This window comes from Micromonospora sp. NPDC049801 (genome assembly GCF_040656575.1).
GTDB lineage: Bacteria > Actinomycetota > Actinomycetes > Mycobacteriales > Micromonosporaceae > Micromonospora.
In genome coordinates, this window is record NZ_JBFAMS010000016.1 from 126,457 (window position 1) to 152,742 (window position 26,286).

23 protein-coding genes and 2 CRISPR repeat arrays are annotated in these 26,286 nt (G+C 70.7%); of the genes, 14 read left to right on the forward strand and 9 right to left on the reverse strand.

Annotated elements, in window-relative coordinates; genetic code table 11:
* Nucleotides 1–48 precede the first annotated feature (48 nt).
* From AB0I89_RS26520 to AB0I89_RS26530, 3 genes are all read right to left on the reverse strand, one after another.
* Nucleotides 49–2,484, reverse strand: a complete 2,436-nt coding sequence (locus AB0I89_RS26520; RefSeq protein WP_357132154.1) for a hypothetical protein — start codon at nucleotides 2,482–2,484, stop codon at nucleotides 49–51.
* Nucleotides 2,438–3,451 (reverse strand): glycosyltransferase family 2 protein, encoded by a 1,014-nt coding sequence (locus AB0I89_RS26525; protein ID WP_357132157.1) that lies wholly within the window; start codon nucleotides 3,449–3,451, stop codon nucleotides 2,438–2,440. The genes AB0I89_RS26520 and AB0I89_RS26525 overlap by 47 nt, the downstream gene beginning before the upstream one ends.
* A gap of 158 nt (nucleotides 3,452–3,609) precedes the next feature.
* Entirely contained in the window at nucleotides 3,610–4,902 is a 1,293-nt protein-coding gene (locus tag AB0I89_RS26530) for an acetyl-CoA C-acetyltransferase (RefSeq protein ID WP_357132160.1), read from the reverse strand.
* 54 nt (nucleotides 4,903–4,956) lie between these two features.
* Here AB0I89_RS26530 and AB0I89_RS26535 point away from each other — a divergent pair, with 54 nt between their 5' ends.
* The 7 genes from AB0I89_RS26535 to AB0I89_RS26565 all read left to right on the forward strand — a co-directional run bounded on the left by AB0I89_RS26535 (nucleotide 4,957) and on the right by AB0I89_RS26565 (nucleotide 11,430).
* A complete protein-coding gene (locus AB0I89_RS26535; protein ID WP_357132163.1) occupies nucleotides 4,957–6,303 on the forward strand; it encodes a 3-oxoacyl-ACP reductase in 1,347 nt (448 codons plus the stop codon).
* Nucleotides 6,303–7,385: a MaoC/PaaZ C-terminal domain-containing protein gene (locus AB0I89_RS26540; RefSeq protein ID WP_357132270.1), complete on the forward strand. Its 1,083-nt coding sequence runs from the start codon at nucleotides 6,303–6,305 to the stop codon at nucleotides 7,383–7,385. The genes AB0I89_RS26535 and AB0I89_RS26540 overlap by 1 nt, the downstream gene beginning before the upstream one ends.
* A gap of 93 nt (nucleotides 7,386–7,478) precedes the next feature.
* Complete coding sequence (locus AB0I89_RS26545; protein WP_357132166.1) at nucleotides 7,479–8,234, forward strand: NUDIX hydrolase; 756 nt, start codon at nucleotides 7,479–7,481, stop codon at nucleotides 8,232–8,234.
* A complete protein-coding gene (locus tag AB0I89_RS26550) occupies nucleotides 8,231–8,551 on the forward strand; it encodes a hypothetical protein (RefSeq protein WP_357132169.1) in 321 nt (106 codons plus the stop codon). Before AB0I89_RS26545 ends, AB0I89_RS26550 begins: the two co-directional genes overlap by 4 nt.
* Complete coding sequence (locus AB0I89_RS26555; protein ID WP_357132172.1) at nucleotides 8,551–9,195, forward strand: serine/threonine protein kinase; 645 nt, start codon at nucleotides 8,551–8,553, stop codon at nucleotides 9,193–9,195. Before AB0I89_RS26550 ends, AB0I89_RS26555 begins: the two co-directional genes overlap by 1 nt.
* 10 nt (nucleotides 9,196–9,205) lie before the next feature.
* Nucleotides 9,206–10,165 (forward strand): hypothetical protein, encoded by a 960-nt coding sequence (locus tag AB0I89_RS26560; protein ID WP_357132175.1) that lies wholly within the window; start codon nucleotides 9,206–9,208, stop codon nucleotides 10,163–10,165.
* A complete protein-coding gene (locus AB0I89_RS26565; protein WP_357132178.1) occupies nucleotides 10,162–11,430 on the forward strand; it encodes an adenylosuccinate synthetase in 1,269 nt (422 codons plus the stop codon). The genes AB0I89_RS26560 and AB0I89_RS26565 overlap by 4 nt, the downstream gene beginning before the upstream one ends.
* Here the strand turns inward: AB0I89_RS26565 and AB0I89_RS26570 are convergent.
* Nucleotides 11,422–11,916, reverse strand: coding sequence for an Lrp/AsnC family transcriptional regulator (locus AB0I89_RS26570; RefSeq protein ID WP_357132273.1), 495 nt, complete (start codon nucleotides 11,914–11,916; stop codon nucleotides 11,422–11,424). The genes AB0I89_RS26565 and AB0I89_RS26570 overlap by 9 nt on opposite strands.
* 110 nt (nucleotides 11,917–12,026) lie before the next feature.
* Here AB0I89_RS26570 and AB0I89_RS26575 point away from each other — a divergent pair, with 110 nt between their 5' ends.
* Complete coding sequence (locus tag AB0I89_RS26575) at nucleotides 12,027–12,956, forward strand: SMP-30/gluconolactonase/LRE family protein (RefSeq protein WP_357132276.1); 930 nt, start codon at nucleotides 12,027–12,029, stop codon at nucleotides 12,954–12,956.
* A 122-nt stretch (nucleotides 12,957–13,078) separates the two neighbouring features.
* Nucleotides 13,079–13,699, forward strand: a complete 621-nt coding sequence (locus tag AB0I89_RS26580; protein ID WP_355048429.1) for a DedA family protein — start codon at nucleotides 13,079–13,081, stop codon at nucleotides 13,697–13,699.
* Between the two features lie 24 nt (nucleotides 13,700–13,723).
* Here the strand turns inward: AB0I89_RS26580 and AB0I89_RS26585 are convergent, their stop codons facing one another.
* Both AB0I89_RS26585 and AB0I89_RS26590 read right to left on the reverse strand, forming a co-directional pair.
* Entirely contained in the window at nucleotides 13,724–14,365 is a 642-nt protein-coding gene (locus AB0I89_RS26585) for a response regulator transcription factor (protein WP_357132182.1), read from the reverse strand.
* Nucleotides 14,362–15,513 (reverse strand): histidine kinase, encoded by a 1,152-nt coding sequence (locus tag AB0I89_RS26590; RefSeq protein WP_357132185.1) that lies wholly within the window; start codon nucleotides 15,511–15,513, stop codon nucleotides 14,362–14,364. The genes AB0I89_RS26585 and AB0I89_RS26590 overlap by 4 nt, the downstream gene beginning before the upstream one ends.
* 167 nt (nucleotides 15,514–15,680) lie before the next feature.
* On the opposite strand from AB0I89_RS26590, the gene AB0I89_RS26595 reads away from it, so the two are divergent.
* Complete coding sequence (locus AB0I89_RS26595) at nucleotides 15,681–16,337, forward strand: VTT domain-containing protein (RefSeq protein ID WP_357132279.1); 657 nt, start codon at nucleotides 15,681–15,683, stop codon at nucleotides 16,335–16,337.
* Here AB0I89_RS26595 and AB0I89_RS26600 read toward each other — a convergent pair.
* The gene (locus AB0I89_RS26600; RefSeq protein ID WP_355048432.1) at nucleotides 16,312–16,950 is read right to left on the reverse strand and encodes a TetR/AcrR family transcriptional regulator; all 639 of its coding nucleotides are present in this window, start codon (nucleotides 16,948–16,950) and stop codon (nucleotides 16,312–16,314) included. The two genes, AB0I89_RS26595 and AB0I89_RS26600, sit on opposite strands and share 26 nt — an antisense overlap.
* Nucleotides 16,951–17,018: 68 nt before the next feature.
* On the opposite strand from AB0I89_RS26600, the gene AB0I89_RS26605 reads away from it, so the two are divergent.
* Both AB0I89_RS26605 and AB0I89_RS26610 read left to right on the forward strand, forming a co-directional pair.
* Nucleotides 17,019–17,471, forward strand: a complete 453-nt coding sequence (locus AB0I89_RS26605; RefSeq protein ID WP_355048433.1) for an SCP2 sterol-binding domain-containing protein — start codon at nucleotides 17,019–17,021, stop codon at nucleotides 17,469–17,471.
* A gap of 1 nt (nucleotide 17,472) precedes the next feature.
* Nucleotides 17,473–18,684: an acyl-CoA dehydrogenase family protein gene (locus tag AB0I89_RS26610; protein WP_357132190.1), complete on the forward strand. Its 1,212-nt coding sequence runs from the start codon at nucleotides 17,473–17,475 to the stop codon at nucleotides 18,682–18,684.
* 664 nt (nucleotides 18,685–19,348) lie between these two features.
* A CRISPR array of direct repeats spans nucleotides 19,349–21,380; the repeat unit is 19 nt; unit sequence GGCCGGTCTCCGTTGCAGC.
* Nucleotides 21,381–21,761: 381 nt separating this feature from the next.
* Nucleotides 21,762–22,364: direct repeats of the CRISPR family, unit length 19 nt; unit sequence GGCCGGTCTCCGTTGCAGC.
* A 649-nt stretch (nucleotides 22,365–23,013) separates the two neighbouring features.
* Here the strand turns inward: AB0I89_RS26610 and AB0I89_RS26615 are convergent.
* Together AB0I89_RS26615 and AB0I89_RS26620 are read right to left on the reverse strand one after the other, a co-directional pair.
* The gene (locus AB0I89_RS26615; RefSeq protein ID WP_357132193.1) at nucleotides 23,014–23,712 is read right to left on the reverse strand and encodes a DUF3800 domain-containing protein; all 699 of its coding nucleotides are present in this window, start codon (nucleotides 23,710–23,712) and stop codon (nucleotides 23,014–23,016) included.
* A gap of 47 nt (nucleotides 23,713–23,759) precedes the next feature.
* Nucleotides 23,760–23,948 (reverse strand): helix-turn-helix domain-containing protein, encoded by a 189-nt coding sequence (locus tag AB0I89_RS26620; protein WP_357132196.1) that lies wholly within the window; start codon nucleotides 23,946–23,948, stop codon nucleotides 23,760–23,762.
* 111 nt (nucleotides 23,949–24,059) lie between these two features.
* Here AB0I89_RS26620 and AB0I89_RS26625 point away from each other — a divergent pair, with 111 nt between their 5' ends.
* On the forward strand, nucleotides 24,060–24,662 hold the full coding sequence (locus tag AB0I89_RS26625) for a helix-turn-helix transcriptional regulator (protein WP_357132199.1): 603 nt from the start codon (nucleotides 24,060–24,062) through the stop codon (nucleotides 24,660–24,662).
* Between the two features lie 257 nt (nucleotides 24,663–24,919).
* Complete coding sequence (locus tag AB0I89_RS26630) at nucleotides 24,920–26,176, forward strand: site-specific integrase (protein ID WP_357132202.1); 1,257 nt, start codon at nucleotides 24,920–24,922, stop codon at nucleotides 26,174–26,176.
* The last annotated feature ends 110 nt before the right edge of the window (nucleotides 26,177–26,286 follow it).

The following is a 26,286-nucleotide window of genomic DNA, read 5'->3' on the forward strand; positions in this document are numbered from 1 at the left end:
CCCGCACCCGCTGACCGGCGCCTGGACCGGGCCGGACCCCGGAGGCGGTCAGGATCGGGTGAGCTCGTAGACGGTCACCGGGCCGGCGACCAGCCGGATCTGGGCCAGTCGGGCCAGCTCCGGCGACACCGCACCGGCCCTGCTGTCGGCGAAGAGCCAACGGACCCCGTACTCCGTCCGGAGCCGATCCAGGTCGGCCAGGGTCGGCGCACTGAACACCCCGTCGTTGAGCGCGAGCAACTCCTGATCGGGAAAGTTCTGCCGGGCGTACCCCAGGTTGTCGACGCCGTGCGCGGCCACCACCGCGTCGGTGTAGCCCCAGCTCTCCACCACCGTGCGGTGCCCGCCCAGCCCGGTCACCCAGAACGCCCGGGCGTCGCAGTGCGGGGTGGTCCGCACCGGCCGGCAGTGGACGTTGGTGGCGACCACGTCATCGTCGGCGGCGTTGTCGTCAAGCCACAGCGCCGCGCGCATCTCGGCGGCGGTCAGCGCGTACGGCTGCGGTCCGGTGGCCGGCGGCCCCGGCTCGGTCAGCACCGAGCGAACCGTCCCGCCCAGCACGACGGCGGCGCTGGCACCGAGCAGCGCCGCGGTGACCCCGGCCACGGCGATCGTCACCGTTCGCCGACGACCTGCTCCCGCATTTGCCGGCGCCGAAACGTGACGCCCCCACAGGGCCGACACTGCGACGGCGAGCGCGGCGGCAACCGCCACGAACAGCACGTACCGTGCGGCCGAGAGACCCAGGACCCGCAGCCACCCCTCGATCGTCGAGGTGGTGGGGGTGCCGGGCCGGCTGATCCTCGGCACGGCGAAACCCACCACCGTGCCGGCGGTGGCGAGCCCCGCCAACGCGCCGGCCACGGCGGGCACCACCAGCACCGGCCAGGGCGCCCGAGCCGCAGCGAGAGACCAGGTGGTCAGCACGACGCCGATCGGGATGACGCCCATCCAGAAGTAGATCTGACTGATCGACGGGTGCTGGAACACCCAGGTGGTGGCGGCCCCGGCGAGGACCGTGCCGGCGAGCAGCCAGACCGCCGGATCGGCCCGGTGCCCACGCTCGCGGAGCAGGCCCATGCCCACCCACCGTGGCGACTGACCCAGCACCCACCAGCCCACCACCGCGAACGCCAGCAGCCATCCGAGGACACCACCGTCGTTGATGCCCGGTGGCAGCGGTGCGCTCGGCCAGATCCCGTCACCCGGCCCGAGCGTCTCGGCGTACGGGGCGACGAAGTGCAGCAACGCCAACGCCTGCACGCGCAGGGTGGAGGCCCCGCCACCGGCGAACAGCCGGAAACCGAGCGCCATCGCCGCCACCAGGCAGGCCAACGCCACCAGGGCGGGTCGGGGGATCTGCCGCTTGCGCCACCAGAACACCACGGCGGTGAGACCCAGGCCGGCGATCAGCGGCGGCAACGCGCTGGACTTCGCCCCCGCACAGACCAGCCCGAGCGCCGGGACCAGCGGCCAGGCCGGGCCGAGGGAACGCCCCCTGGCCGCGTCGACAACGAGCCCGGCCAGCAGCAACAACGGCACCAGCACGTACGTCTGGGAGGGGCTGGCGTAGGAGAGCGGCATCTCGCCGGACGCACCCACGGGCGAGCCGAGCGTGACCGCCGCACCGGTGAAAGCGGTGAGGGCGGCCACCGGACCGGCCCAGACCGCTCCACTCAGGTCGCGGGCGAGCCCGGCCGCGAGCACCACCGCCACGCCGACCACCGGTACCAACCAGAGTCGCAGCAGCACCGTCGTCGGCGCGATGCCAGTGATCATGCTGCCGCTGGCGATGTGGGCGTCGGAGAGGTAGTGGTAGCGCAGCGCCTCCCCCGCGACGTGCGGCAACTCGAACGGCATCGCCCGGGTCAACTCCTGCACCAGACCCAGGTGGTAGAGCACGTCCTGGTAGTAGCCGCCGGACACCGGAGGCAGCGGGACCATCCGCCACTGGACGTACCCCCAGGCCAGCACCACCAGCAGCGCCGCGCCCATGCCGTAGTGCCAACCGACCGGCAGCGGACGGCGTTCGCCGACCCGCCAGTGCCGGCGCAGCCCGGGCACGGCGGCGAACGCGACGAGTACGGGTAGCGGCCACCACCGCAGCAGGGTCTGTTGACCGGCCGCCGCTGCCAACGCCCAGGCGACGATCTCCAACAGCAGGCCGGTGGCCGCGCCGAAGCCGAGGTCCTCGGGGAGGTTGCCGCGACCGCCGCGCAGCGCGCGGTGCACCAGGGTCCCGGGCAGCACCAGCGCGAACGCCCAGTACGCGGAGAACCCCGCGAGGTCCGGCACCGGCACGCTGCCCCGTGACCACACCACGAGCAGCGCGCCGATCACGAGCACCCACGGAAGCGTGCTGAGAATCGGCACGAGAGCGTTCCGGTGCGGGGCCGAGGCTGGGGCCGGAGTGTCGACCCGCTCGGCCAGCAGGGCGTCAGCCACGGAGGCGGACAACGTCGTCACCGACACGACCACGTGCATCTGCCTCCGCGCCCGGAACCCCGTCCCGGGAGTCGAACCCGACGTGGAAGGCGGGCCGGTTCTGCACTGTCGCGTAGATCCGGCCGACGTACTCGCCGAGCAGGCCGAGACAGACCAACTGCACCCCACTGAGCAACAGCACCGCGACGAACATCGAGGTCCAGCCGGGGATGGTGGCACCGGAGACGTGCACGACCATGCCGAAGACGATCAGGGCCAGGCAGAGCAGGAAGCTCGACATCCCCATCCAGGTGGCCAGGCGCAAGGGCGCGGCCGAGAAGTTCGCCGTGCTCTCCCAGGCCAGCGCGACCATCCGACGCAGCGGGTACTTGGTCTCCCCGGCGGCCCGCGCCGCGCGGGTGTAGCGCACCTCGGCGCTGGGGAAGCCGAGCGACGGCACCAGCAGCCGGTAGACCGGCGCGCGTTCCGGCAGCCGCCGCAGCACCTCGACGACGTCCCGGCTGAGCAGCCGGAAGTCACCCGCCTGGGCGGGCAGGTCGGCGCCCACGATCCGCCGCATCACCCAGTAGTAGGCGCGGGCGGTGTTGCGCTTGAAGATGGTGTCGGTGCTGCGGTCCGCCCGGACGCCGTAGACCACGTCCACGGCGTCCGTCCGGGCCACCCGCAGCATCTCGGCGATGGCCTCGGGCGGGTCCTGCAGGTCGGCGTCGAGACTGACGATCCACCGGCCGACGGCCCGGTGCAGGCCCGCCGTCAACGCAGCCTGGTGACCGCTGTTGCGCCGGAGCCGGAGCACCCGCAACTGCGGCCAGTTCCGGCCGTGGTCGAAGAGCACCGACACGGTGTTGTCGGTGCTGCCGTCGTCGACGGCGACCACCTCGTAGTCGACGCCGAGCGCGTCGAGCACCGGCCGCAGTCGGGCCACCAGGGCCGGGATGACAGCGGTCTCGTTGAACATCGGGATGACCACCGACAGGGTGGTCGTCCCGGGGACGACGGACTCCATGGAGATACGGCCCCGTTCCGCACGCAGGAGTGATCAGCGCTGCGTCGAAGACGCGGCGCTGATCACCGTCGCGTGGTAAACCCACCGCCTGCGGACGGCCCGCTGAACAGTCCGTTAACGCCTGCTGGCGGTCACCCCGGTAAGGGACGATCGAGCGCTCAACGCTCCAAAATGGCGGTCACGCCTTGGCCGCCGGCCGCGCAGATGGAGATCAGCCCGCGTCCGCTGCCCTTCTCGGCGAGCAGTTTGGCCAGCGTGGCGACGATCCGCCCACCCGTCGCGGCGAACGGGTGCCCGGCGGCCAGCGACGAACCGTTGACGTTGAGCCGGTCGCTGTCGATCGCGCCCAGCGGGGCGTCCAGGCCGAGCCGGTCCTTGCAGAACTCCGGCGACTCCCAGGCGGCGAGGGTCGCCAGCACCTGCGAGGCGAACGCCTCGTGGATCTCGTAGTAGTCGAAGTCCTGCAACGTGAGCCCGGCGCGGGCCAGCATCCGGGGCACCGCGTACGCGGGGGCCATCAGCAGCCCTTCGTCGCCGTGTACGAAGTCGACGGCCGCCGTCTCCGACCAGCTGAACCAGGCCAGCACCGGCAGGTTGTGCGCGGCAGCCCACTCCTCGCTGGCCAGCAGCACGGTGGACGCGCCGTCGGTGAGCGGCGAGGAGTTGCCGGCGGTCATGGTGGCCTGCTCGGCGTCCGGGCCGCGGGTGCCGAAGACCGGCTTGAGGGCGCCGAGCTTCTCCACGCTCGTGTCCGGGCGGAGATTCTGGTCGCGGGTCAGGCCCAGGTACGGCGTCATCAGGTCGTCGAAGAAGCCCTTGTCGTACGCGGCGGCGAGCCGCTGGTGCGAGCGCAGTGCCAGCTCGTCCTGGGAGCGCCGGTCGATCTGCCAGCGCAGCGCGGTCTGGGCGGCGTGGTCACCCATGGACAGGCCGGTGCGCGGTTCGGCGTTGCGGGGGATGTCCGGCTTGAACGGCTGGAGCGGGCGCAGCTTCGCGGCGATCTTCAGCCGCTGGCCGACCGTGCGGGCGGAGTTGAGTTTGAGCAGCGTACGACGCATGTCCTCGTTGACCGCGAGCGGCGCGTCGGAGGTGGTGTCGACACCGCCGGCGATGCCCACGTCGAGCTGACCGAGGGCGATCTTGTTGGCGACGAGGATCGCGGCCTCCAGGCCGGTGCCGCAGGCCTGCTGGATGTCGTACGCCGGGGTGTGCGGGTCGAGCCGGGATCCGAGGACGACCTCGCGGGTGAGGTTGAAGTCGCGGGAGTGCTTGAGCACCGCCCCGGTGACCACCTCGCCGACCCGCTGCCCGGCCAGCCCGTACCGGGCGATCAGACCGTCGAGCGCCGCGCCGAGCAGGTCGGCGTTGGACGCGTCGGCGTAGCGGGAGTTGGAACGGGCGAAGGGGATGCGGTTGCCCCCGATGACCGCGACCCTCCGGATGCTCTGCACGATCCGCCTCCTCGCGAGTGTTGCTCGAACCTTACTCGCCAGTAGGCTACGCCCATGACCGACAGGTACGCGAGCTTCGTCCAATCGGCCGCCGGCCGCACGCTGGTGAAGCGTCTCGGGCTGCCCGATCCGCCGCGACTGCGCCGGCACCAGCCCGGCGACCCGCTGCTGCCCGGCCCGGCGCTGCTCGGCGCGGCCGACGGCGGCCGACTCGCCGAGCCGGTCCGGACGATCCTGACCGCCGCCGGGGTCGAGCTGCGCGACGGCGGCACGGCCGAGGGGCAGGACCGCTTCGGCGCTCTCGGGTACGACGCGACCGGCATCACCGACTCGACGCAACTGCGCCAGCTCTACGACTTCTTCCACCCGCACGCCCGCACCCTGCTGCCCAGCGGCCGGGTGATCGTGCTCGGCACCCCGCCCGGTGAGTGCCCGACCCCGCGCGAGGCGACCGCCCAGCGGGCCCTGGAAGGGCTGGTCCGCAGCATCGGCAAGGAGTTCGGCCGGGGCACCACGGCCCAGCTCGTCCAGGTGGCTCGGGACGGTGATGCCACCAGCCTCGAAGCGACCCTCCGGTTCCTGCTGTCCGGCCGGTCCGCGTACGTCTCGGGGCAGGTCGTCCGGGTCGGCACCGGCACGGCGACCGCCCCGGACGACTGGAACCGTCCGCTGGACGGGCAGGTCGTGCTGGTCACCGGGGCCGCCCGGGGAATCGGCGCGGCCCTGGCCGGGGTCCTCGCCCGCGACGGCGCCCAGGTGGTCGCGCTGGACATCCCGGCGGCCGGGGACGCCCTCGCGGCGGTCGCGAACGACATCGGCGGTACGGCGGTCCAGCTCGACCTGACCGCCCCGGACGCGCCGACCCGGCTCGCCGACCACCTGGCCACCCGGCACGGGCGCGTCGACGCGGTGGTGCACAACGCGGGCATCACCCGCGACAAGACGCTCGGTCGGATGAACGCCGACCGGTGGGACCAGGTCATCGACGTCAACCTGTCCAGTCAGGAGCGCATCAACGACGTACTGCTGGAACGGGAGTTGATCCCGGCGGGCGGGCGGATCATCGGGGTGTCCTCGATCGCCGGGATCGCCGGCAACCGGGGGCAGACCAACTACGCCACCAGCAAGGCTGGCGTGATCGGGCTGGTCGACTCGCTCGCGCCGACCCTGCGCGACCGGGGGATCAGCGTCAACGCGGTGGCGCCCGGCTTCATCGAGACCCGGCTGACCGCCCGCATCCCGCTGGTCGTCCGCGAGGCGGGCCGACGGATGAACAGCCTGGCCCAGGGCGGGCTGCCGGTCGACGTGGCCGAGACGATCGGTTGGTTGGCCTGGCCGGCGAGCGGCGCGATCAGCGGCAACGTGGTCCGAGTCTGCGGCCAGAGTCTGCTGGGGGCGTGATGGGCCGCAAGAGGGAGCCGGATGACCTGTCGGTCCACGAGCTGATCGAGGGCCCGACCGAGATCCTGTCGCGGGAGACCCTGAACGCGATCCGCCGGCCGGAGTCCGCCGATGCCGACCCGAGCGTCGAGCGGACGCACGACCTGAGCGCGTCGGCGGCAGAGGTGACCAGCGACCTGAGCGCGTCAGCGGCCGAGGTGACAAGCGATCTCAGCGCTGACCGGTCGACCGGCACGGGTGGCCGCGAGCGCGTCGAGCTGGCCCGGATGCCCGCGCCCGGCGCGCTGTACCGGCGGGCCGCGCTCTGCGCGCTGCCGGGCCTGGGCCGGGGGCGGAAAAGCAACGACCTGCCGGCGGTCGAGCTCGCCGTACGCGGCGTGCGGGTCGACCGGGCCCACCTGGCCGACTACGACCGGGTGTGCGGGTTCCGGCTCACCGACCGGCTGCCCGGGACGTACCCGCACATCCTGGGCTTTCCGCTGGCCCTGCGGCTGATGACCATGCCCGGCTTTCCCATCGCGCTGACCGGCGTGGTGCACGTCGGCAACCGGATCACCATCCACCGCCCGATCACCGCCGACGAGACGCTCGACTTCACCACGTACGCCCAGGACCTGCGCCCGCACGACCGGGGGCGGCAGGTGGACGTCGTGCTGGTCGGCTCGGTCGACGGGGAGGAGGTCTGGCGCGGCGTCTCGACGTACCTGGGTCGCGAGCGCACACCCGGCGGCCGCGAGCGGGGCGAACGTCCGACACCGCCCGCGGCCACCGCCCGGTGGCGGGTCGGGCGCCGGGTGGGCACCGAGTACGCACGCGTCTCCGGGGACCACAACCCGATCCACACCTCCCGGCTCGGCGCGCGACTGTTCGGCTTCCGCCAACCGATCGCGCACGGCATGTGGAGCAAGGCGCGGTGTCTCGCCGCGCTCGAGACGCGGCTGCCGGACGAATACACCGTCGAGGTGACCTTCAAGCTGCCCGTACCGCTGCCGAGCACGGTGAACTTCGCCCTCCTGCCGGACGACGGCTTCGCCCTGCACGATTCGGGCGGCCGGCCGCACCTGGTGGGTCTCGTGCGCTGACGCGCCCCTGCCGATCCGATCCAAGGGGTTGGCAGGGGCGCACGTCTACGCTAGGTTGTTCTCACAGCGAGATGTTCTCAGATTGAGAGAGACATGGTTGACGAGCAGCAATTCCTGGCCGCGTACGACCCGCGGGACTACCCGGCGGTCGCCGTGACCGTCGACGTGGTGGCGCTGACCATCCGGGACGGCCAACTGCACCTGCTGCTCATCCGGCGTGGCCAGGCACCCTTCGCGGGGCACTGGGCGCTGCCCGGCGGCTTCGTCCGCCCCGAGGAGGACCTGACCGCCGGCGCGCGACGGGAGCTGGCCGAGGAGACCGGGCTCGGCGGTGAAGGGCTCCGGCGCGTACACCTGGAGCAGTTGGGCAGTTACGGCGCTCCCGACCGTGACCCGCGGATGCGCGTCGTCTCGATCGCGCACCTCGCGTTCGCTCCCGACCTGCCGGACGCCGCCGCCGGCTCGGACGCCGACGAGGCGAGCTGGCTGCCGGTCACGGCGCTGACCAGCCGGCAGCTCGCCTTCGACCACGGCCGGATCATCGACGACGCGCTGGAGCGGGCCCGGTCCAAGCTGGAGTACACCTCGCTGGCCACGCGTTTTCTCGCCGCCGAGTTCACCATCAGCGAGCTGCGGGCCGTCTACGAGACGGTCTGGGGTCACCCGCTGCACGCCGGCAACTTCCACCGCAAGGTGCTCTCGGTGCCGGGCTTCGTGGAGAGCACCGGCGCGAGCACCGAGCGCGGCGGCACCCGAGGCGGCCCCCGCGCCCGGCTCTACCGGGCCGGTGACGCCCGGCTGCTGCACCCGGCGCTGCTACGACCGGCCCGCGAGGAGACGGTGCGATGAGGACCGCCGAGGCCATCGACCTGGTCACGGCCGCCCGCACCGACGCCGAGCTGTTCGGCGCCGACCAGCCGGCCCGCCGCTACCGCGAGCTGGTCGCGGCCCTGCACCCCGACCGGCTGCCGACAGACCCGGGGTACGCGCCCACGCCCTCGACGCGTTCGTCCACGTCACGACCCGGTGGCAGGCCCGGCGGACCACCGTCCTCGGCGACTACCGGCTCGGCACGCCGGCGCACTCGGGCGACCTGGCCGACCTGTACGACGTCGGCGACGACCGGCTGCTCAAGCTCCCCCGACGCCCCACCGACAACGACCTGATGGCGCGGGAGGCACACGCGCTGCACACCATCGCCGAGCGCGGCGACCCGCGCTACCTGCCGTACGTACCCCGGCTCGTCGACGAATTCGCGCACCGCGACCCCGCGACCGGCGCGGAACGGCGGATCACCGTGCTCGCCACCGCGCCCGGCCTGCACGACCTCGACGCGGTGCGGCGCGCGTACCCCGACGGGTTGGACGCCCGGGACGTGGCCTGGATGTGGCGGCGACTGCTGGTGGTGCTCGGCCTGGCCCACCGGGCGGGCGTGGTGCACGGCGCGGTGCTGCCGCGACACGTGCTGATCGAGCCGGACGCCCACGGCGTGGTGCTCGTCGACTGGTGCTTCTCGGCCCCGACCGGTGCCAGGGTCCCGGCGCTCGTGCCGGACCACGAGGACTGGTACCCGCAGGAGGTGCCGCGCAGGCAGCCCTGCGGTCCGGGCACCGACCTCGCGATGGCCAGCGCGTGCATGAGCTGGCTGATGGGGCCGCGCGCACCCCGTGAGCTGGACGCCTTCGCGCAGGGCTGCCGGCAGACCTCCCTGAGCGGCCGGCCCGACGACGCCTGGGGCCTGCTGCGCGAACTCGACCAGGTGCTGGACCGGCTCTACGGGCCACGCACCTTCCGACCCTTCACCCTCTAAAGGAGCTGTCATGGGCAGTGGAACCTGGTCCACCGACGTGTACGACGCCGCCGACCGCTACCGGCGCTCCACCGGCCGCAGCGCGTTCTCCTACAGCGACAGCGGGGCACGGACCGTGCACCCCGCGCTCGACCCCCGCGACGCGACCCGGGAGAGCCGCGACTCCGCCGAACACCCCCACTCGACGCCCGTCGCGGTGCTCTTCGACGTGACCGGCTCGATGCGCATGGTGCCGCGGGTCCTGCAGACCAAGCTGCCGCAACTGCTCGGGCTGCTGCAACGGCAGGGCTACGCCAGCGACCCGCAGATCATGTTCGGGGCGATCGGCGACGCCACCTGCGACCGGGTGCCCCTGCAGGTGGGCCAGTTCGAGTCGGACAACCGGATGGACGACGACCTCGGCCGGATCGTCCTCGAAGGTGGTGGCGGCGGGCAGATGAGCGAGTCGTACGAGCTGGCCCTGTACTTCATGGCCCGGCACACCGCCACCGACAACTGGGAGAAGCGCGGCCGGCGCGGCTACCTGTTCGTCATCGGCGACGAACTGGCGTACCAGCGGGTCAAGGCGCGGGAGGTGGCCGGCCTGATCGGTGACAACCTGGGCGAGGACGTGGCGCTGCGCCAGATCGTCGACGAGGTGACCCGGCGGTGGGACACCTACTACCTGCTCCCCGCCGGCAGCAGCCACGCCGGCAACACGAAGGTGCTCGACTTCTGGCGGGACCTGCTCGGGCAGAACGCCGTCGTGCTCGACGACCTGGACGCGGTCTGCGAGACCATCGCGGTCACCATCGGCCTCGGCGAGCAGGCCATCGACCTGGACGAGGGCCTGCGCCACCTGGACCGCGCCGGCTCCGGCGCCACCGGCACGGTGTCCAAGGCGCTGGCCCGCCTCGGCCGGGGTCGGCGGGCCGAGGTGTCGACGCTGCCGGCGTTCCACGACACCACCGGCGGGGTGACCCGGCTGTGAATCACGTGGCGGTGGTCGACCTCGGCTTCGGCGACGCCGGCAAGGGCACGGTCGTGGACTGGCTCTGCGCCACCCGCCCGGTGCACACGGTGGTCCGCTTCAACGGGGGCGCGCAGGCGGCGCACAACGTCGTCCTGCGCGACGGGCGGCACCACACGTTCGCGCAGTTCGGCGCGGGCACGTTCCACCCCGGCGTCGGGACACACCTGTCCCGGCACGTGGTGGTGGATCCGCTGGCCCTGGCCGCCGAGGCCGACCATCTCGCCACGGTCGGGGTGCCCGACGCGCTGGACCGGCTGACCGTCGACTCCGAGGCGCTGCTCGCCACCCCGTACCACCAGGCCGCCAACCGGGCCCGGGAGATCGCCCGGGGCGCCGCCCGGCACGGCTCCTGCGGGCTGGGGGTGGGCGAGACCGTCGCGTACGGCCTCGCCCACCCCGAGGACGCGCCCCGGGTCGGCGACTGCCGGCGTCCTGCCCTGCTGCGCCGCCGGTTGACGGTTCTGCGGGACCGGCTGACCGTCGAACTCGGCCCGCTGGACGCGCCGCCGGTGCAGGACTGCCTGCCCGCGTACACCGGGTTCGCCGGCCGGGTCGCCATCGTCGACCGGACCTGGCTCGCCGGGGCGCTGCGCTCGGGGACCTGCGTCTTCGAGGGCGCGCAGGGGGTGCTGCTCGACGAGTGGCACGGCTTCCACCCGTACACGACGTGGAGCACCACCACGTTCACCAACGTCGACCGGCTGCTCGCCGAGGCGGGACAGGCCGGCGAGCTGACCCGGATCGGCGTGCTGCGGACCGTCACCACCCGGCACGGTCCCGGCCCGCTGGTGACCGAGGACCCGACGCTGCCCTTCGTCGACGGGCACAACCCGACGAACCCGTGGCAGGGCCGGTTCCGGTTCGGCCACTTCGACGCCGTCGCCCACCGGTACGCCCTCGCGGCGGCCGGCGGGGTCGACGGCCTGGCGCTGACCCATCTCGACCTCGCCGGTCCCGACCTGCGGATCTGCCGTCGTTACGACACCGGCGACCGGCTCATCCCCGGCCCGCCCGGCGACCTGGACCGGCAGGCCGCGCTCACCGACCGCCTGCTGCGCTCCCGCCCGGTGTACGACGACGCTCCGGCCGACTGGGCCGAGGCGGTGGGCGCGGAGTTGGCCACACCGGTGGTGCTGACCTCGCACGGGCCCACCGCCGACGACAAGATCCCGTGCGGTCCGCTGCTCGCCCCACCGGCCCTGGTCGGCTCGGTCTCAACGTAGCGGCGCGTCGGCGTCCGGCGGGTGCGGGTCGCTGGGCTGGTCGAGCACGCTCACCGAACGCTCGAAGAACGTCTCCAGCACGACCATGGCCTGGGTGCCGGTGACGCCGTCGACCCCGAAGATGCGGCGCAGCGCCGCTTGCAGGTCTTCGGTCGTCGCGGTACGGATCTTCACCAGCAGTGATGCCGCGCCGGCGATGATGTGCGCTTCCTGGATCTCGGGAATAGCCGCAAGCGCGTCGCTGGTCCGGGCGTCGCCCATCCAGGAGTCGGCATTGACCATCACGAACGCCGACACGCCACGGCCGACGAGCGCCGGGGAGACGTCGACGGTGGTCCGGCGGATCACGCCGCGTTCGCGCAGTTTGCGTACGCGGTCATGGGCGGAGCCGGCGGACAGTCCCACCGCCTTGGCCAGTGCCGCATAGGACTGGGTGGCGTCGCGCTGCAGCTGCGCCAGCAGCGCGCGGTCGATGTCATCTACCACCGAGGCATCTCCGTTGAACGAAATTCGGTTGACCGGCGCGCCTACCATACCAGGCATGGTTTCCACGTGCCTTTGCCGAATGGTGCTCCGGCGCAAGGGGAGGGATGGCGATGACCGACACTGTTCCCACTGAATTCCGCCTGCTGGATGAGCGGTTCCGTGGCTGCGACGGCGACTTTGTCGTCGAACTGCTACACAGCGGCGCACGCAAGACTGAGGGGCCGGCGTATTTTCCGGCAGGCCGCTACCTGGTGTGGAGCGACATCCCCAACGACCGGATGCTGCGCTGGGATGAGACCACCGGCGCTGTCGGCGTCTTCCGCCACGGCTCGGGCTACGCCAACGGCAACACCGTGGACCGCCAGGGTCGGCTTGTCACGTGCGAGCAGGGCAATCGGCGGGTCACCCGCACCGAGCACGACGGCACGATCACCGTGCTGGCCGACGGCTTCCAGGGCAAGCGGCTCAACAGCCCCAACGACGTGGTCGTCCGCGCCGACGGCACGATCTGGTTCACCGACCCGAGTTACGGCATCCACAACGACTATGAGGGCAACAGAGGCGACAACGAGTTCGACGGCGCCTGTTATGTGTTCCGCCTGGACCCTGCGACGGGCGACATGCGCGTCGTCGCGAATGACTTCAGCCGCCCCAACGGCCTGGCGTTCTCGGCCGACGAACAGCAGCTCTACGTGGTGGACACCCGACAGGACCCGAGTCACATCCGCGTCTTCGACGTCACCGCCGATGGCAGCCTCAGCGGTGGGAAGATCTTCGCTGAGTGCGACTTCGGCCGTTTCGACGGCATTCGTCTCGACGACGCTGGGCGGGTGTGGGCGGGGGCCTGGGACGGTGTGCACTGCTTCGATCCCGACGGAACCCTGATCGGCAAGCTGCTGCTACCCGAACCGGTAGCCAACCTCGCCTTCGGTGGGCCGAAACGCAACCACCTGTTCATCACCGCCGGAACCTCGGTGTACTCGCTGCGAGTCACCTTCAACGGCGCCCACTACCCTCCGCCCAGCAGCGAGAAGCAGTGAGCGACGCCATGCCCCCGAGGTGCGGGAGTTCGTCGCCCGCGCCAAGGGGGTGATCGGATGACCATTCGGCGCAATGTCGGCGAAGCGCCACCGACCGCCGCCGAGCCATCAAACATGGGGGCATGGACGCCCTGCTCGACCTCCTCCGTGGGACGGTCACCTCGCCATGGGTGTACCTGGTGATCTTCGGCCTCACCGCGGTCGACGCGTTCTTCCCTGCGGTGCCCGGCGAGGCCGCCGTGATCACCGCCGGGGTGCTGTCCGCCAGCGGCGGTCACCCCAGCCTCACCCTCGTGATCGTCAGCGCCGGCGTGGGCGCGCTGGTCGGCGACCACATCTCGTACGCCATCGGGCGCGGCGGTGGCGCGAGCCGGCTGGCCCGGCTGCCCGACGGCAGCCGCCGGCGAGCCAGCTCCGACTGGGCCCGCCGCGCGGTGGACCGCCGGGGCGGGATGATCCTGACCACCAGCCGGTACGTCCCGGGTGGCCGGACCGCCGTCACCCTCACCATGGGCGCGGTGGGCTACTCCCGCCGCGCGTTCCTGCTCTACGACAGCATCGGGGCGTTCACCTGGGCCGTGTACTGCGGCCTGCTGGGATACTTCGGCGGGCTGGCCTTCGAACGCGACCCGGTGAAGGGCGTACTGGTCGGGGTGGGAGTCTCCCTCGTCATCACCTTCGGCCTGGAGGGGATCCGGTGGCTACGCCGCCAGGCACACCGGCGCGCGGCCTCCCGCCGGTGATCGCCGCCCGGCCACCGGGGCACGTCACAGCAGGTCGGCGTCGTGCACCAGGATCGCCAACCGCACCCGATTGCCCACGTGCAGTTTCGCCAGCGCCCGGCTGACATGCGCCTTCACGGTGGCCTCGCTCATCGTCAGCCGCCTGGCGATCTCGGCGTTGCCGTGCCCGCGTGCCACCTCCCGCACGATCTCCAGCTCCCGTCCGGTGAGCGCGGCGAGCCGTTCGCGAGCCGCGTCCCGACGGGCCGGACCTCGCTCGGCGAACGAGCTGATCAGCCGCCGGGTCACCGTCGGGGCCAGCATCGCGTGGCCGGCGGCCACCGTACGGACGGCGGCGGCCAACTCGTGGGGCGGAGTGTCCTTGAGCAGGAAGCCGACCGCACCGGCACGCAGCGCCCCGTGCACGTACTCGTCGAGGTCGAAGGTGGTCAGCATGATCACCCTCGGGCCGGCGGCGACCAACTCCGGCGCGACGGTCAGCCCGTCGACGCCCGGCATCCGCACGTCGAGCAGCACCACGTCGGGGCGCAACCGGTGGGCCTGCTCCAGCGCGCCGGCGCCGTTCGCCGCCTCGCCGACCACGGTGATGTCCTTCGCCGCCTCGAGGATGAGCCGTAGCCCGGCGCGGACGAGCTGCTCGTCGTCGACGACCAGCACCCGGATCACGCCACACCCGCCAGCGGGAGCAGGGCCCGGACCAGGAAACCGCCGTCGACGGACGTCGCGTCCAGCCGGCCGCCGAGCAGTTCCACCCGCTCCCGCAGCCCGAGCAGCCCTTGCCCGGCACCGGGCAGCTCCGGCCCGGCCACGGACGGACCGTTGCGCACGACGACCTCCAGCCCGTCGGGGAGGAAGCGCAGGCGAACGACCGTTTCGGCGTCGGCCGCGTGCTTGCGCACGTTGGTCAACGCCTCGCGGACGACCCGGTACGCGGTGCGCCCCAACGTCGCGGGCAGTGCGGTCGGCGCGCCCTCGTCCTCCCGGGACACCCGCAGACCGGCGGCACGGGACTCCCCGATCAGCTCGTCCAGCGCGTCGAGCCCCCGCTCCGGCAACACCGCCGCCTCGGCCTGGCGGAGCACACCCAGCACCTCACGCAGGTCGGTGAGCGCCGCCCGGCCGGTCGTCCTGATGAGCGCGGCGGTCTCGACGGTCGCCGGGTTCGCGGCGGTCACCTCCAGGGCCCCGGCGTGCACGACCATGAGCGAGACCCGGTGCGCCACCACGTCGTGCATCTCCCGCGCGATCCGGGTCCGCTCCTCGGCGCGGACCCGGTCGGCGTGGGCCTCCCGCTCGCGCTCCAGCCGTTCGGCCCGGTCCCGCAGCGCGGCGAGAGTGTCCCGACGCGCGCGGATCCAGAGGCCGAAGAGCAACGGAAGCCCGACCAGGCAGACGGCGAGCAGCAGCACGTTGCCGGTGGTCGCGGTGGTGATCCGGCGTACGCCACCCACCTGCTGCCCGACCACGACCCCACCGCCGAGCACCACGGCGACGCCGACGAGGTAGCCGGCAAGTTGGCGGCCCCGCAGCCGCACCCCCGCCTGGTACGAGGCGACCACCCCGGCCGCCGCGGCGGCGAGCACCAGCCAACCAACCGCCGCGACCAGGAACAACGGCCAGCGACGGGTACCCACGGCAGCGCTGGCCCAGCCGGAGGCGACGGCGAGGACCAGCGTGACGACGCCCGGCAGCGGCGAGCGGACCCCGAGGTCACCGGCCGCGCTGGCCCACACCGCTGCCCCGACCACGACCGCGAGCAGCAGCGAGGCGTACCGCTGGAAGGCTCGCCGGACGGCGACGGTGGTGGATGCCACGCAGCGAGCGTAGGGCTTGGTGGACGGGCCGGCCCGCCTCGCGGCACAGGACGGGGGTGTGGTGGGGGAACACCCTGAGCCGTCGTCCGGGCCGACAGCTACCTAAGTAGTGTCGCCCGCCTGACCACTGGCCGATGGCGGGGGCCGCCCCGGACAGCAGCATCAGGATCATGGATCTGCTCGACCTGCTGCACGACACGATGTCCTCGCCCTGGGTGTACCTGGCCCTCTTCGCCATCGCCGTGCTCGACGGCTTCTTTCCGGTGGTGCCGAGCGAGACGGCGGTGATCACGGCCGGGGTGTTCGCCGCCTCGGGAACGCCGTACCTGCCCGCGGTCATCGTGGTGGCCGCCGCCGGGGCGCTCGTCGGCGACCACGTCTCGTACGCCATCGGGCGGGGCGGCGGAGCGCGACTGCTGGGCCGGCTGCCGGCCGACGGCCGACGCTCAAGGGCCATCGACCGGGCCCGTCGGGGAATCGCGACGCGCGGTGGTCTGATCCTCACCGTGGCCCGCTACGTGCCGGGCGGCCGGACCGCGGTCACCCTCACCATGGGTGCGGTGCGGTTCCCCCGGCGACGTTTTCTGGCCTTCGACGCGCTCGCCGCCGGCTCGTGGGGGCTCTACTCGGCGCTGGTCGGCTACGTCGGCGGGCTGGCGTTCGAGCAGGATCCTCTTCGCGGTCTCCTGCTCGGTCTGGGCCTCGCCCTGACGGTGACGGTGGTCGTCGAGGTGGCCCGCTGGCTGCGCAACCACCGCCGTGCGACGCCGGACACCGAGGCTTTCTCCGCCGAGGCCGTCAGTCGACCGGCGGACGCCAGGTGACGCCGTGCAGAAGCTGGGCGGCGCCGAGCCAGGCCACGTTCATCATCCGGGTGGCAGTCTTCTCCGGGTCGGCCTCCGGGTGGTCGGCGAGCCAGTCGGCCAGCGACTCGGTCGCGCCGACCAGGGCGTACGCGACGACCTCCAGGTCGGTGGGCGCGATCTCGCGACCCTCCTCGCGCAGCGCGTGGTCGAGCATCCCGGCGACCACCTCGACCAGCCGGGCGCGCATGGTGGCCAGTTCACCGGCGAACGGCTGCTCGCCGCGGGCCTGCCGGTAGAGCACCGCCCAGCCGTCGCGGTGCGCGCCCACGAAGCCGAAGAACGCCTTGAGTCCACGCCACAGCCGCTCGTCGGCCGGCAGGTCGGGGGCGGCGGCACCGGCGATGGCCTGCATCATCCGGGTCCCTTCCCGGTGCAGGCAGGCGACGAAGAGCTCCTCCTTGGTGCCGAGGTACGCGTACACCATGGGTTTGGAGATGCCGGCGTCCTCCGCGATCTCGTCCATGCTGGCGGCGTGGAAGCCGCGCCGGGAGAAGACCTTCACGGCCGCGTCGAGCATCTGTTGCTCGCGTACGGCGCGCGGGAGGCGCTTGAACGCGGGAGGCGTGGACACCTTGCGAGCATACCTACTCGTGCGTAGGGTTACGCACGAGTAGCCAAATCTTCCGGAAGGCGCGTCTCATGACTGACTTCGACCCGGCCAACTTCGCCAACGTCGGGCCCAAGGAGTTCGCCCAGCTGGTCAAGTCCACCCCGGACGACAAGATCGCCCAGGTGATGGCCGGCGAGCTGCGCGGCAAGGTCCTCGGTGAGGTGTTCGGCCGGATGCCGTCGCTGTTCCGCGCGGACCGGGCCGGCTCCACCAACGCGGTCATCCACTGGATCATCACCGGTCGCCCCGACGGCGGCAGCGACACCTACGAGGTGGCCATCGCCGACGGCAAGTGCGAGGTGAACGAGACCCCGCAGCACGACCCGAAGCTGAGCCTCACCATGGGCCCGGTCGAGTTCCTGAAGATCGTCTCCGGCGGCGCCAACCCGGTCATGATGTTCATGACCGGCAAGCTGAAGGCGAAGGGCGACCTCGGCCTCGCCGCCAACATCGCCAACCTGTTCGACATCCCCAAGGCCTGACATGGCCGAGTTCTCGCTCGACCTGAACGAGGAACAGCGGGATCTACGCGACTGGGTGCACGGCTTCGCCGCCGAGGTCGTGCGCCCGGCCGCCGCCGAGTGGGACGAACGCGAGGACACCCCGTGGCCGGTGATCCAGGAGGCCGCGAAGGTCGGCCTCTACGGCTTCGAGTTCCTCGCCACCTGCTGGGCCGACCCGACCGGGCTGTCCCTGCCCATCGCCAGCGAGGAACTCTTCTGGGGTGACGCCGGCATCGGCCTGAGCATCTTCGGCACCTCCCTCGCCGTCGCCGCCATCTACGGCACCGGCACCCCGGACCAGATGGTCGAGTGGGTGCCGCAGTGCTTCGGCGACGTCGACTCGCCCGCCGTCGCCGCGTTCTGCAGCAGCGAACCCGAGGCCGGTTCCGACGTCAGCGCGATGCGCACCCGCGCCGTCTACGACGAGGCCACCGACGAGTGGGTGCTCACCGGCCAGAAGGCGTACGCCACCAACGGCGGCATCGCCGGAGTGCACGTGGTCACCGCCTCCGTGGATCCCACGCTCGGCTCGCGCGGTCAGGCGGCGTTCGTCGTACCGCCGGGCACCCCCGGCCTGGCCGCGACCCGCAAGCTGCGCAAGCTCGGCCTGCGCGCGTCGCACACCGCCGACGTCTTCCTCGACGAGGTACGCGTGCCCGGCCGCTGCCTGCTCGGCGGCAAGGACGCCCTGGACGAACGCCTGGCACGAGCCCGGTCCGGGCAACGCGCCAGCGGGCAGGCCGCGATGCGTACCTTCGAACTGTCCCGACCCACCGTGGGCGCGCAGGCACTCGGCGTGGCGCGGGCCGCCTACGAGTACGCCCTGGACTACGCCAAGGACCGGGTCCAGTTCGGACGGCCGATCATCGAGAACCAGGCGGTCGCGTTCACGCTGGCCGACATGCGCATGGAGATCGACGCCGCGCGACTGCTGGTCTGGCGGGCCTCCTGGATGGGCCGCAACAACCGCCCGTTCACCGCGGGCGAGGGCTCGATGTCCAAGCTCAAGGCCGGCGAGGTCGCGGTGTCCGTCACCGAGAAGGCGGTACAACTGCTCGGCGGCGCCGGATTCCTGCGCGACCACCCGGTCGAGCGCTGGTACCGCGACGCCAAGATCTACACCATCTTCGAGGGCACCTCCGAAATCCAGCGGCTGGTCATCTCCCGGGCGATTTCCGGACACCGCATCTGAGCTGGAGAAACTCTCTTACAGCCAGCCTTGCCAGGGCTCCCTTCGAGGGGAAAAGCTCCCCCTCCAAGGGGCCTCCCCAGGATTTCCCCAGAACTCGCGCAGGTCCATCGCGTCCAACGTGGCTCACTTCTGGTCGCCCGGCCTCCCAGCAATGACCAGCAACGTTCAACGCCGTCCGACGCCAGGCGGAGATCTTCCGCCGTGCGACCCCGCGTCCACAGGTCGACGATGCCCAACTTGCTACGCAGCGTCATGGAGCTTGGGCCTCATCGCGTCACTCAACCGGCGGCGGTACCCAGCTGACACATCGTGTCGATGCGGCTTCAGCTCTCCCGGCGAAGACCCCGAGCTATTCTGGCGCCGGTCCGAAACGGCGACGGCACCAAGAAGTGTGATCGCTCGCTAAGCCTGGCGGCTCCCACGCAGATGCCGCCGCCAGAGAAACTGCACCACCTACGGATGTTTAGGTTTTCTTCAACCACGGACCTTGACAACTGAAGCAGGCCGCCTCCGGCGATGACGCGACGCCTCCACAGCTCGGAACCATAAGCGATCACGACACAAGCGCGAGGTTCCGAACCAAGAGACCAGGGCAGAAACGACATAACAAACAAAGATCACCTCCGAAGGCATCCATGTCGGCCTATTCTTGCAGGCCGCAAAGGGTTTCACCGGCCGGGTGCGGCCGGTCTCCGTTGCAGCGAGGCGTTCGTCGAGGCGTCCCAGCTCGTAGATGTCGGTGTTTCACCGGCCGGGTGCGGCCGGTGTCCGTTGCAGCTTCCGCAACGCCGCAACCCCCAACCTGATCATCAAATGTTTCACCGGCCGGGTGCGGCCGGTCTCCGTTGCAGCTTCCGCAACGCCGCAACCCCCAACCTGATCATCAAATGTTTCACCGGCCGGGTGCGGCCGGTCTCCGTTGCAGCCCGAACTGCATGTCGCCCAGGGCCACGACGAACCCGGTTTCACCGGCCGGGTACGGCCGGTCTCCGTTGCAGCCGGCAGCCCCGCGACGCCGACTACGACAAGGCGGCGGGTTTCGCCGGCCGGGTACGGCCGGCGTCCGTTGCAGCTGCTTGGCGTTGGTCATCCCGGCGGCCGCCCCGTTGGCGTGTTTCACCGGCCGGGTGCGGCCGGTCTCCGTTGCAGCCGGATGCCGCAGCAGGGCCGCAACATGGTCATCGCGTAGTTTCACCGGCCGGGTACGGCCCGGTCTCCGTTGCAGCACCGCGTAGCGGCGGCCCGCGAGCACCATGCACCGCGAGTTTCACCGGCCGGGTACGGCCGGTCTCCGTTGCAGTGACCTCGACGACTACATGCGCGCCGACCCCGCGACCCGTTTCACTGGCCGGGCACGGCCGGTCTCCGTTGCAGCTGGCGGTTCCTGCTCGCGACCCGCTACGACGCAAGTTTCACCGGCCGGGCACGGCCGGTCTCCGTTGCAGCGAGATCGCCCGGTTCGCCGACGGCTCCCCCGGCAACGTTTCACCGGCCGGGTACGGCCGGTGTCCGTTGCAGCTACGCGGTTAAGAACCGAGGCTCCGGCCCGTCGGTGGTTTCACCGGCCGGGTACGGCCGGTCTCCGTTGCAGCACCGCGGTCTTGGGGATGACCGCCCCGTAGAGGTCCCAGTTTCACCGGCCGGGTGCGGCCGGTCTCCGTTGCAGCGTTCGCAGCGCCGTCACGTCCGCGCGCAACGCGTCGGTTTCACCGGCCGGGTGCGGCCGGTCTCCGTTGCAGCACGTCTTCGGTGTCCTCGTTGTCCGGCTTGGGCAGGTTTCACCGGCCGGGTGCGGCCGGTCTCCGTTGCAGCCACGCGTCGCGCCACCTGGCGGTCAGCAGTGCGGATGGTTCCACCGGGCGGGCGCGGCCGGTCTCCGTTGCAGCACGCTCATGGGCGACAGGTCGGGGGCCCACGACTCCGTTTCACCGGCCGGGTGCGGCCGGTCTCCGTTGCAGCCGGATGACGCCGGTCTCCTACTGGGAGCCGACCGCCCAGTTTCACCGGCCGGGTGCGGCCGGTCTCCGTTGCAGCACCAAGCCCACGCTCGACATCATCGGCGCGGCCCCGTTTCACCGGCCGGGTGCGGCCGGTCTCCGTTGCAGCTCCACGAGGTTGCCGTGGGTGTCTGAGATGACGATGCCGTTTCACCGGCCGGGTGCGGCTGGTCTCCGTTGCAGCTCTGCCCTGGAGGGCGCGCGGAAAATCACCTCCACGCGGGTTTCACCGGCCGGGTACGGCCGGTCTCCGTTGCAGCGTGACCGCCTGGGTGATGCCGGCCACGGCCGCCTGCGTTTCACCGGCCGGGGGGGCCGGTCTCCGTTGCAGCCCGAACTGCATGTCGCCTAGGGCCACGACGAACCCGGTTTCACCGGCCGGGTACGGCCGGTCTCCGTTGCAGCAAGGAGCTGGGCTGGGTCACTGAGGATGGCGTCAGTGTGTTTCACCGGCCGGTGCGGCCGGTCTCCGTTGCAGCAGGAAGTAGCGGCGGGAGTCCGCGACCGCCTTGCGAGGGTTTCACCGAACGGGTGGGCCGGCCTCCGTTGCAGCCTGTGGGGTGCCACCCGCGAAGGCCACGAGTTCAACGTTCCACCGGCCGATTAAGGCCGGTCTCCGTTGCAGCGCCGCCGACCACCCGACCTACTGGCCAACGCCCTGCGTTTCACCGGCTGGGTACGGCCGGTCTCCGTTGCAGCTTCCACCGGGCGGTTTCGCGAGTGTCGTGCAGCCCAGGTTCCACCGGCCGGGTACGGCTGGGGCGCCGCCAGGTGGTGGAGTGCAATGCAGTCCGGCGCATTGGACGCTGCGGCGCCTCCGCCGCGGTAGGGGATCCCAGGCAGATGCCGCCGCCAGAACACTGCACCGCCCATGGATGTTTAGGTTTTCTTCAACCACGGACCTTGACAACTGAAGCAGGCCGCCTCCGGCGATGGCGCGACGCCTCCACAGCTCGGAACCATAAGCGATCACGCCACAAGCGCGAGGTTCCGAACCAAAAACCGAGGCAGAAACGACATAACAAATAAAGATCACCTCTGAAGGCATCCATGTCGGCCTATTTTTGCAGGCCGCGGAGGGTTTCACCGGCCGGGTGCGGCCGGTCTCCGTTGCAGCGAGCTGGACGACATCAGGCCGTGCGGTGATCACGAAGTTTCACCGGCCGGGTGCGGCCGGTCTCCGTTGCAGCGAGCTGGACGAAGACCAGCACACTCGGGGCCGTGGGGTGTTTCACCGGCCGGGTACGGCCGGTATCCGTTGCAGCGCCCGCCAGTTCGACACAGACCGGCGAATCGCCGCAGTTGCACCGGCCGGGTACGGCCGGTCTCCGTTGCAGCTTCCACGTCCGCGATCCTCCGTCACCATGAGATTGCCCGTTTCACCGGCCGGTCTCCGTTGCAGCACTTTGGTCTCGACTGGCGCGGCCGGGGTGCTGTTGTTTCACCGGCCGGGTACGGCCGGTCTCCGTTGCAGCCTCGAAGAGTTGGCGGGCATCACCACGAACGTCACGGTTTCACCGGCCAGGTAGGGCCGGTCTCCGTTGCAGCCTGTGGGGTGCCACCCGCGAAGGCCACGAGTTCAACGTTCCACCGGCCGATTAAGGCCGGTCTCCGTTGCAGCTTCCACCGGGCGGTTTCGCGAGTGTCGTGCAGCCCAGGTTCCACCGGCCGGGTACGGCTGGGGCGCCGCCAGGTGGTGGAGTGCAATGCAGTCCGGCGCATTGGACGCTGCGGCGCCTCCGCCGCGGTAGGGCCCCGTCGATCTCGAGCTTCTCCGCGAGCGCTAACGCGCCCAGCGTCTGCATCGAAGCGCGCACCGGGAAACGACCGGCCGTCGGAAATCGCGGAGCACGGAGCGCGTGTCGGCGACGGCCACGCGCAGGCGTATACGGGCAGAGTGGAGGCGATGGCTGAGCTGTCACGTCTAGCTGACTCAACGCCCCAGTGGGCTTGTGGGGCCAAGAGAGGCTGAAATCGCGCGAGCGAGGTCAGAAAGAGTTGGTGCGCTGGTACCGGAACGACCTGCTCGAATCGTGCAGCCCGTTTCACGCTGGGCGAGGAGCGACGCTCCTCCCCCGTCTACCGGTGTCAAGCCCCCGAGCCGGCCAAGGCGAGAAGGAGTGCCTCAACGTTGCGCTCCCATCGAGGTTGCCGGGAGTGGGGGCTATGACACCGCTTGCGCCGGGGGCGGGTGCTGCTCCTGCGCCCATGCTGCTACGGGCCGCTCATGATCGACACCGACGCCTGCCTCGATCCGCGAGTCCTCGCGGTGGTCAATCGAATCAAGAGCGCAGCAGCCACTCGGGGATCGCCGCGGTAGGTTGCCGAGCGTTCAAAGCTCAACTGGCCCTCCGTCCCTGTCAAGGTGCCGCAGGATTTGGCCGTACCACGTGGCGCTCTTGTCTCTCCGTCCGGTAGGACGTAAAGACCGATATCCGGACCATGCCGCCAGATCGGCGATTTGGACCCACTGGCTCGTACTGGCGTGCCGAAAGAAGGGGTCCTCAATCAGGGCACGACCGTTGTCGAGGCTGCGGTGCCCGCGGTTGTAGCCAACGTTCGTGCCGTCGCCGTCCACTACGACGACGCCGAAGGCACCAGCCTCCCGTAGTTCAGCGTCGAGCCTCGCGATCATGCAGCGGTAGAGGTCTTGCTTGTCGCGTTCGAAGTCGCGTCCGTGAGCGTTGGTGCGGCGGTAGACGCTGCCCAGCGTGATGCCCGGCAGGGCGGCCATTGCGTTCAGTCCGTCCTGAATGACGCTGAGGCCTTCGCGCCTGGCCCTGGTCCTGGTCTTGACGGCAGAAGCTTGCGCCCAGGTTCCTCGGCCACCAGCGAGGTCTGTGGCGTGGAGCCTGGTGTCGGCGGCTATGCCATGACGGCGGTAGACCCCGGCACGGAATCGGAGCCAACGCTGGGTGGCGCCAGCCCAGTGCGCTGGGTCGATCCGGATCCAGCTAAACGTGGTCAGGCCGTGGGCTTCGCTGCCGGAGTCGTCGACGTAGAACAGGGCAAAGTTGGTGCCGGTGGTCATGCTGGCTCGCTCCGAACAGGGGTGGCGGGACGGTGGTTGAGGGGTGGTCAGCGTTCGGAGCTGTGCGCCTCGAGCCACGCGTCGATGTCGCGCCTGCGGTAGCGGCGGTACTTGCCTACCTTGTACGACTTGGGCCCGCTGCCCTTGTAGTTCATGAAGTACAAGGTCTGGGGCTGGATGCCCAGGTATCGAGCTGCTTCCTCGTGGGTCCACATGCCGGTCAGGTCTTCTCGCATCATCAGATAACTTGCCTAATCAGTAAGTTTTGGGCGGCTACTTGCTGTATAGGGAAGTAATATGACGGGCAGGCTTGCAACTTGTCAACAGGGCGAGTAAAACTTACGAACATGACAAGTGAGCGGCTCGGGGGTGAGGCAACGCCGGGCGAGGTGGTGCGCCTGCGCCTCAAGGAAATTCGGAAGAAGCGGCGCCTGAACCCGGACAAGGCCGCTGAGCTGTACGACGACCCAGCGATGTCGGCGACGGTGTTGATGAACATCGAGGCGGGCCGACGCCGGACCCCGGTCACGGTGGACGAGCTGATGCGCTTCGCCTACGCGCTGGACGTTCCACCGGAGGCTCTGCTAATTCCCGGTGCCGACCTGCAGGTGCAGGTCGCGCCCGGCGTGGTGGTCGACTCGAGTCGGTTGCTGCGGTGGATGCGCGGCGACGAAGCGCTCAACGGCAACGACGCGGCGCACTACGAGGCGACCGCGGCCGAATCACTCGAACCATCCGGCCGCGGCGTGCCGCAACAGCTGCGCGACGAGTTCCTGGCTAGGGCACAGGCCGCATTCGACGGCTTCTTCGCCGACAGCGACGAGATCCGCCGCAAGACCCGCCAGCAGGTCCGCGAGGTACTGGGTGAGGTTCGCACCGCCGCCGCCGACGGCGCACCCGCCGACAAACTCATCACGATGATCGACGCTTTTCTCGACCGGCTCGAGTAAACACCCTCACCACCGCTCATCGTTCTAACAGACCACTCGTGACCTGCGGCTTGGTCACGAAGCGATAACTCGTACCCGAGGGTCCGCAGCGCCCCTCACTCGCCAGCGGCCGCTTCCGCACACCCCTCTCAACCCGCAGCCACGTCTGGCCACCGGGGCGATACCTCCTGTCCTCAATCCGCTCGCCGTGCGCGATCCGGGGCGATGACGTGCGCCCTGACCCCGGCAAGCCTGCACCGCCCCAAGGAGTCCCCCTCATGGCACGAGCATGGATAAGCCCCAGCACCGATGGCCCCGGCTACACCTGTTTCTGGCTGGACCCCGACCGTCGGCAACGGCAGAAGACGTTCCGCCGCAAGGTCGATGCGCAGAACTTTCGGACCCGCAAGGAGCGTGAACTCGACACGGGCACGTACCTGGAGGCCGAGCGGGGCACCGAAACCGTCGCAGCACTGTTCGAGCGGTGGGGCACTTCCCGGGGCCTGGAGAGCTCCAGCATCCGGCAGTACCGGTACGTGCTCAACCAGGCGATCAAGCCCTACTTCAAGGCGAAGACGACCGGCGCGCTCAAGCTCGCCGACATCCAGGCGTGGATCTTGTGGATGCGCGACACCAAGAAGTATCAACCGCAGACCATTCAGATACGTTTCGGTTATCTAAGCTCTGCGCTGCAATGGGCGGTCGACAACGACGAACTCGGCCGCAACCCGGCCAAGCGGGCCAAGCTTCCCGGCCGACGCGCGAACGTACGCCGCGTGGTGAAAGAGAAGATCGTCGTCCCGACGCTGGCCGAGATCGAAGCGCTCATCGCTGCCTTCGATCCCCGATACGCCGCGATGCTTTGGCTGATGGCCGGCTGCGGACTGCGCGTCGCCGAGGCGACGGGTCTATGCCGAGACCAGATCGACTTCCGCCGAGGACTGCTGCACATCAACCGGCAGATCACCGAGGACGGCGAGAGCGACAGCGGCAAGAACGCCGGCCTACAGCTGAAGATGTACACCAAACACCGCGACGCCGAGTCTCCCGGCCGCACCGTGCCGCTGCCCAAGATCGTCGCCGTGGTCCTGCGCGCGCATCTGAAGAAGTACGGCACCGTCGCATGGCAGAGCAGCCAGGGCGAGGTCCAGCTCCTCTTTCCTAACCACAGCCGCACCGGCCTGCTGTACCAGTACTACTTCCGTTACCAGGTCTGGCGCCCGGCACTCACGCGGTCGAAGATCTCGTTCTCCAAGACCCACGCGCTGCGGCACTTCTTCGCCTCCTCCATGCTCGCCAACGGCGTACCGATCACCGATGTCGCGGTCTGGCTGGGCCACAGCAGCCCCGACATCACCTTCGAGTACTACGGCCACCTCATGCCCGACGCGCCCGACCGCGGCAGGACCGCCATCGACAGCGTCATGACCGGCCAGTCCGGCAAGAAGGTCATCACCACCCGGACCCACCCAACGACCATCACACCGGACCCCGACGCCACGGGGGACGGCGACGGGTCAGAGACAGCAGCATAAAGAAGCAGGACCTGCCAATCCACAAACGTGGGGCAGGTCCGCACACCGACCGTAACACCAAGCAGACCCAGCCCTGCGACGCCCGGCAGCACCAGCGCGACTTCAAGGAG

Bases quoted from the DNA above. Each gene is read 5' to 3' on its own strand.
- AB0I89_RS26520 (WP_357132154.1), bottom strand. From the start codon at position 2,484: ATGCACGTGGTCGTGTCGGTGACGACGTTGTCCGCCTCCGTGGCTGAC.
- AB0I89_RS26525 (WP_357132157.1), bottom strand. From the start codon at position 3,451: ATGGAGTCCGTCGTCCCCGGGACGACCACCCTGTCGGTGGTCATCCCG.
- AB0I89_RS26535 (WP_357132163.1), top strand. From the start codon at position 4,957: ATGACCGACAGGTACGCGAGCTTCGTCCAATCGGCCGCCGGCCGCACG.
- AB0I89_RS26540 (WP_357132270.1), top strand. From the start codon at position 6,303: ATGGGCCGCAAGAGGGAGCCGGATGACCTGTCGGTCCACGAGCTGATC.
- AB0I89_RS26545 (WP_357132166.1), top strand. From the start codon at position 7,479: ATGGTTGACGAGCAGCAATTCCTGGCCGCGTACGACCCGCGGGACTAC.
- AB0I89_RS26550 (WP_357132169.1), top strand. From the start codon at position 8,231: ATGAGGACCGCCGAGGCCATCGACCTGGTCACGGCCGCCCGCACCGAC.
- AB0I89_RS26555 (WP_357132172.1), top strand. From the start codon at position 8,551: ATGGCGCGGGAGGCACACGCGCTGCACACCATCGCCGAGCGCGGCGAC.
- AB0I89_RS26560 (WP_357132175.1), top strand. From the start codon at position 9,206: ATGGGCAGTGGAACCTGGTCCACCGACGTGTACGACGCCGCCGACCGC.
- AB0I89_RS26575 (WP_357132276.1), top strand. From the start codon at position 12,027: ATGACCGACACTGTTCCCACTGAATTCCGCCTGCTGGATGAGCGGTTC.
- AB0I89_RS26580 (WP_355048429.1), top strand. From the start codon at position 13,079: ATGGACGCCCTGCTCGACCTCCTCCGTGGGACGGTCACCTCGCCATGG.
- AB0I89_RS26605 (WP_355048433.1), top strand. From the start codon at position 17,019: ATGACTGACTTCGACCCGGCCAACTTCGCCAACGTCGGGCCCAAGGAG.
- AB0I89_RS26610 (WP_357132190.1), top strand. From the start codon at position 17,473: ATGGCCGAGTTCTCGCTCGACCTGAACGAGGAACAGCGGGATCTACGC.
- AB0I89_RS26615 (WP_357132193.1), bottom strand. From the start codon at position 23,712: ATGACCACCGGCACCAACTTTGCCCTGTTCTACGTCGACGACTCCGGC.
- AB0I89_RS26620 (WP_357132196.1), bottom strand. From the start codon at position 23,948: ATGCGAGAAGACCTGACCGGCATGTGGACCCACGAGGAAGCAGCTCGA.
- AB0I89_RS26625 (WP_357132199.1), top strand. From the start codon at position 24,060: ATGACAAGTGAGCGGCTCGGGGGTGAGGCAACGCCGGGCGAGGTGGTG.
- AB0I89_RS26630 (WP_357132202.1), top strand. From the start codon at position 24,920: ATGGCACGAGCATGGATAAGCCCCAGCACCGATGGCCCCGGCTACACC.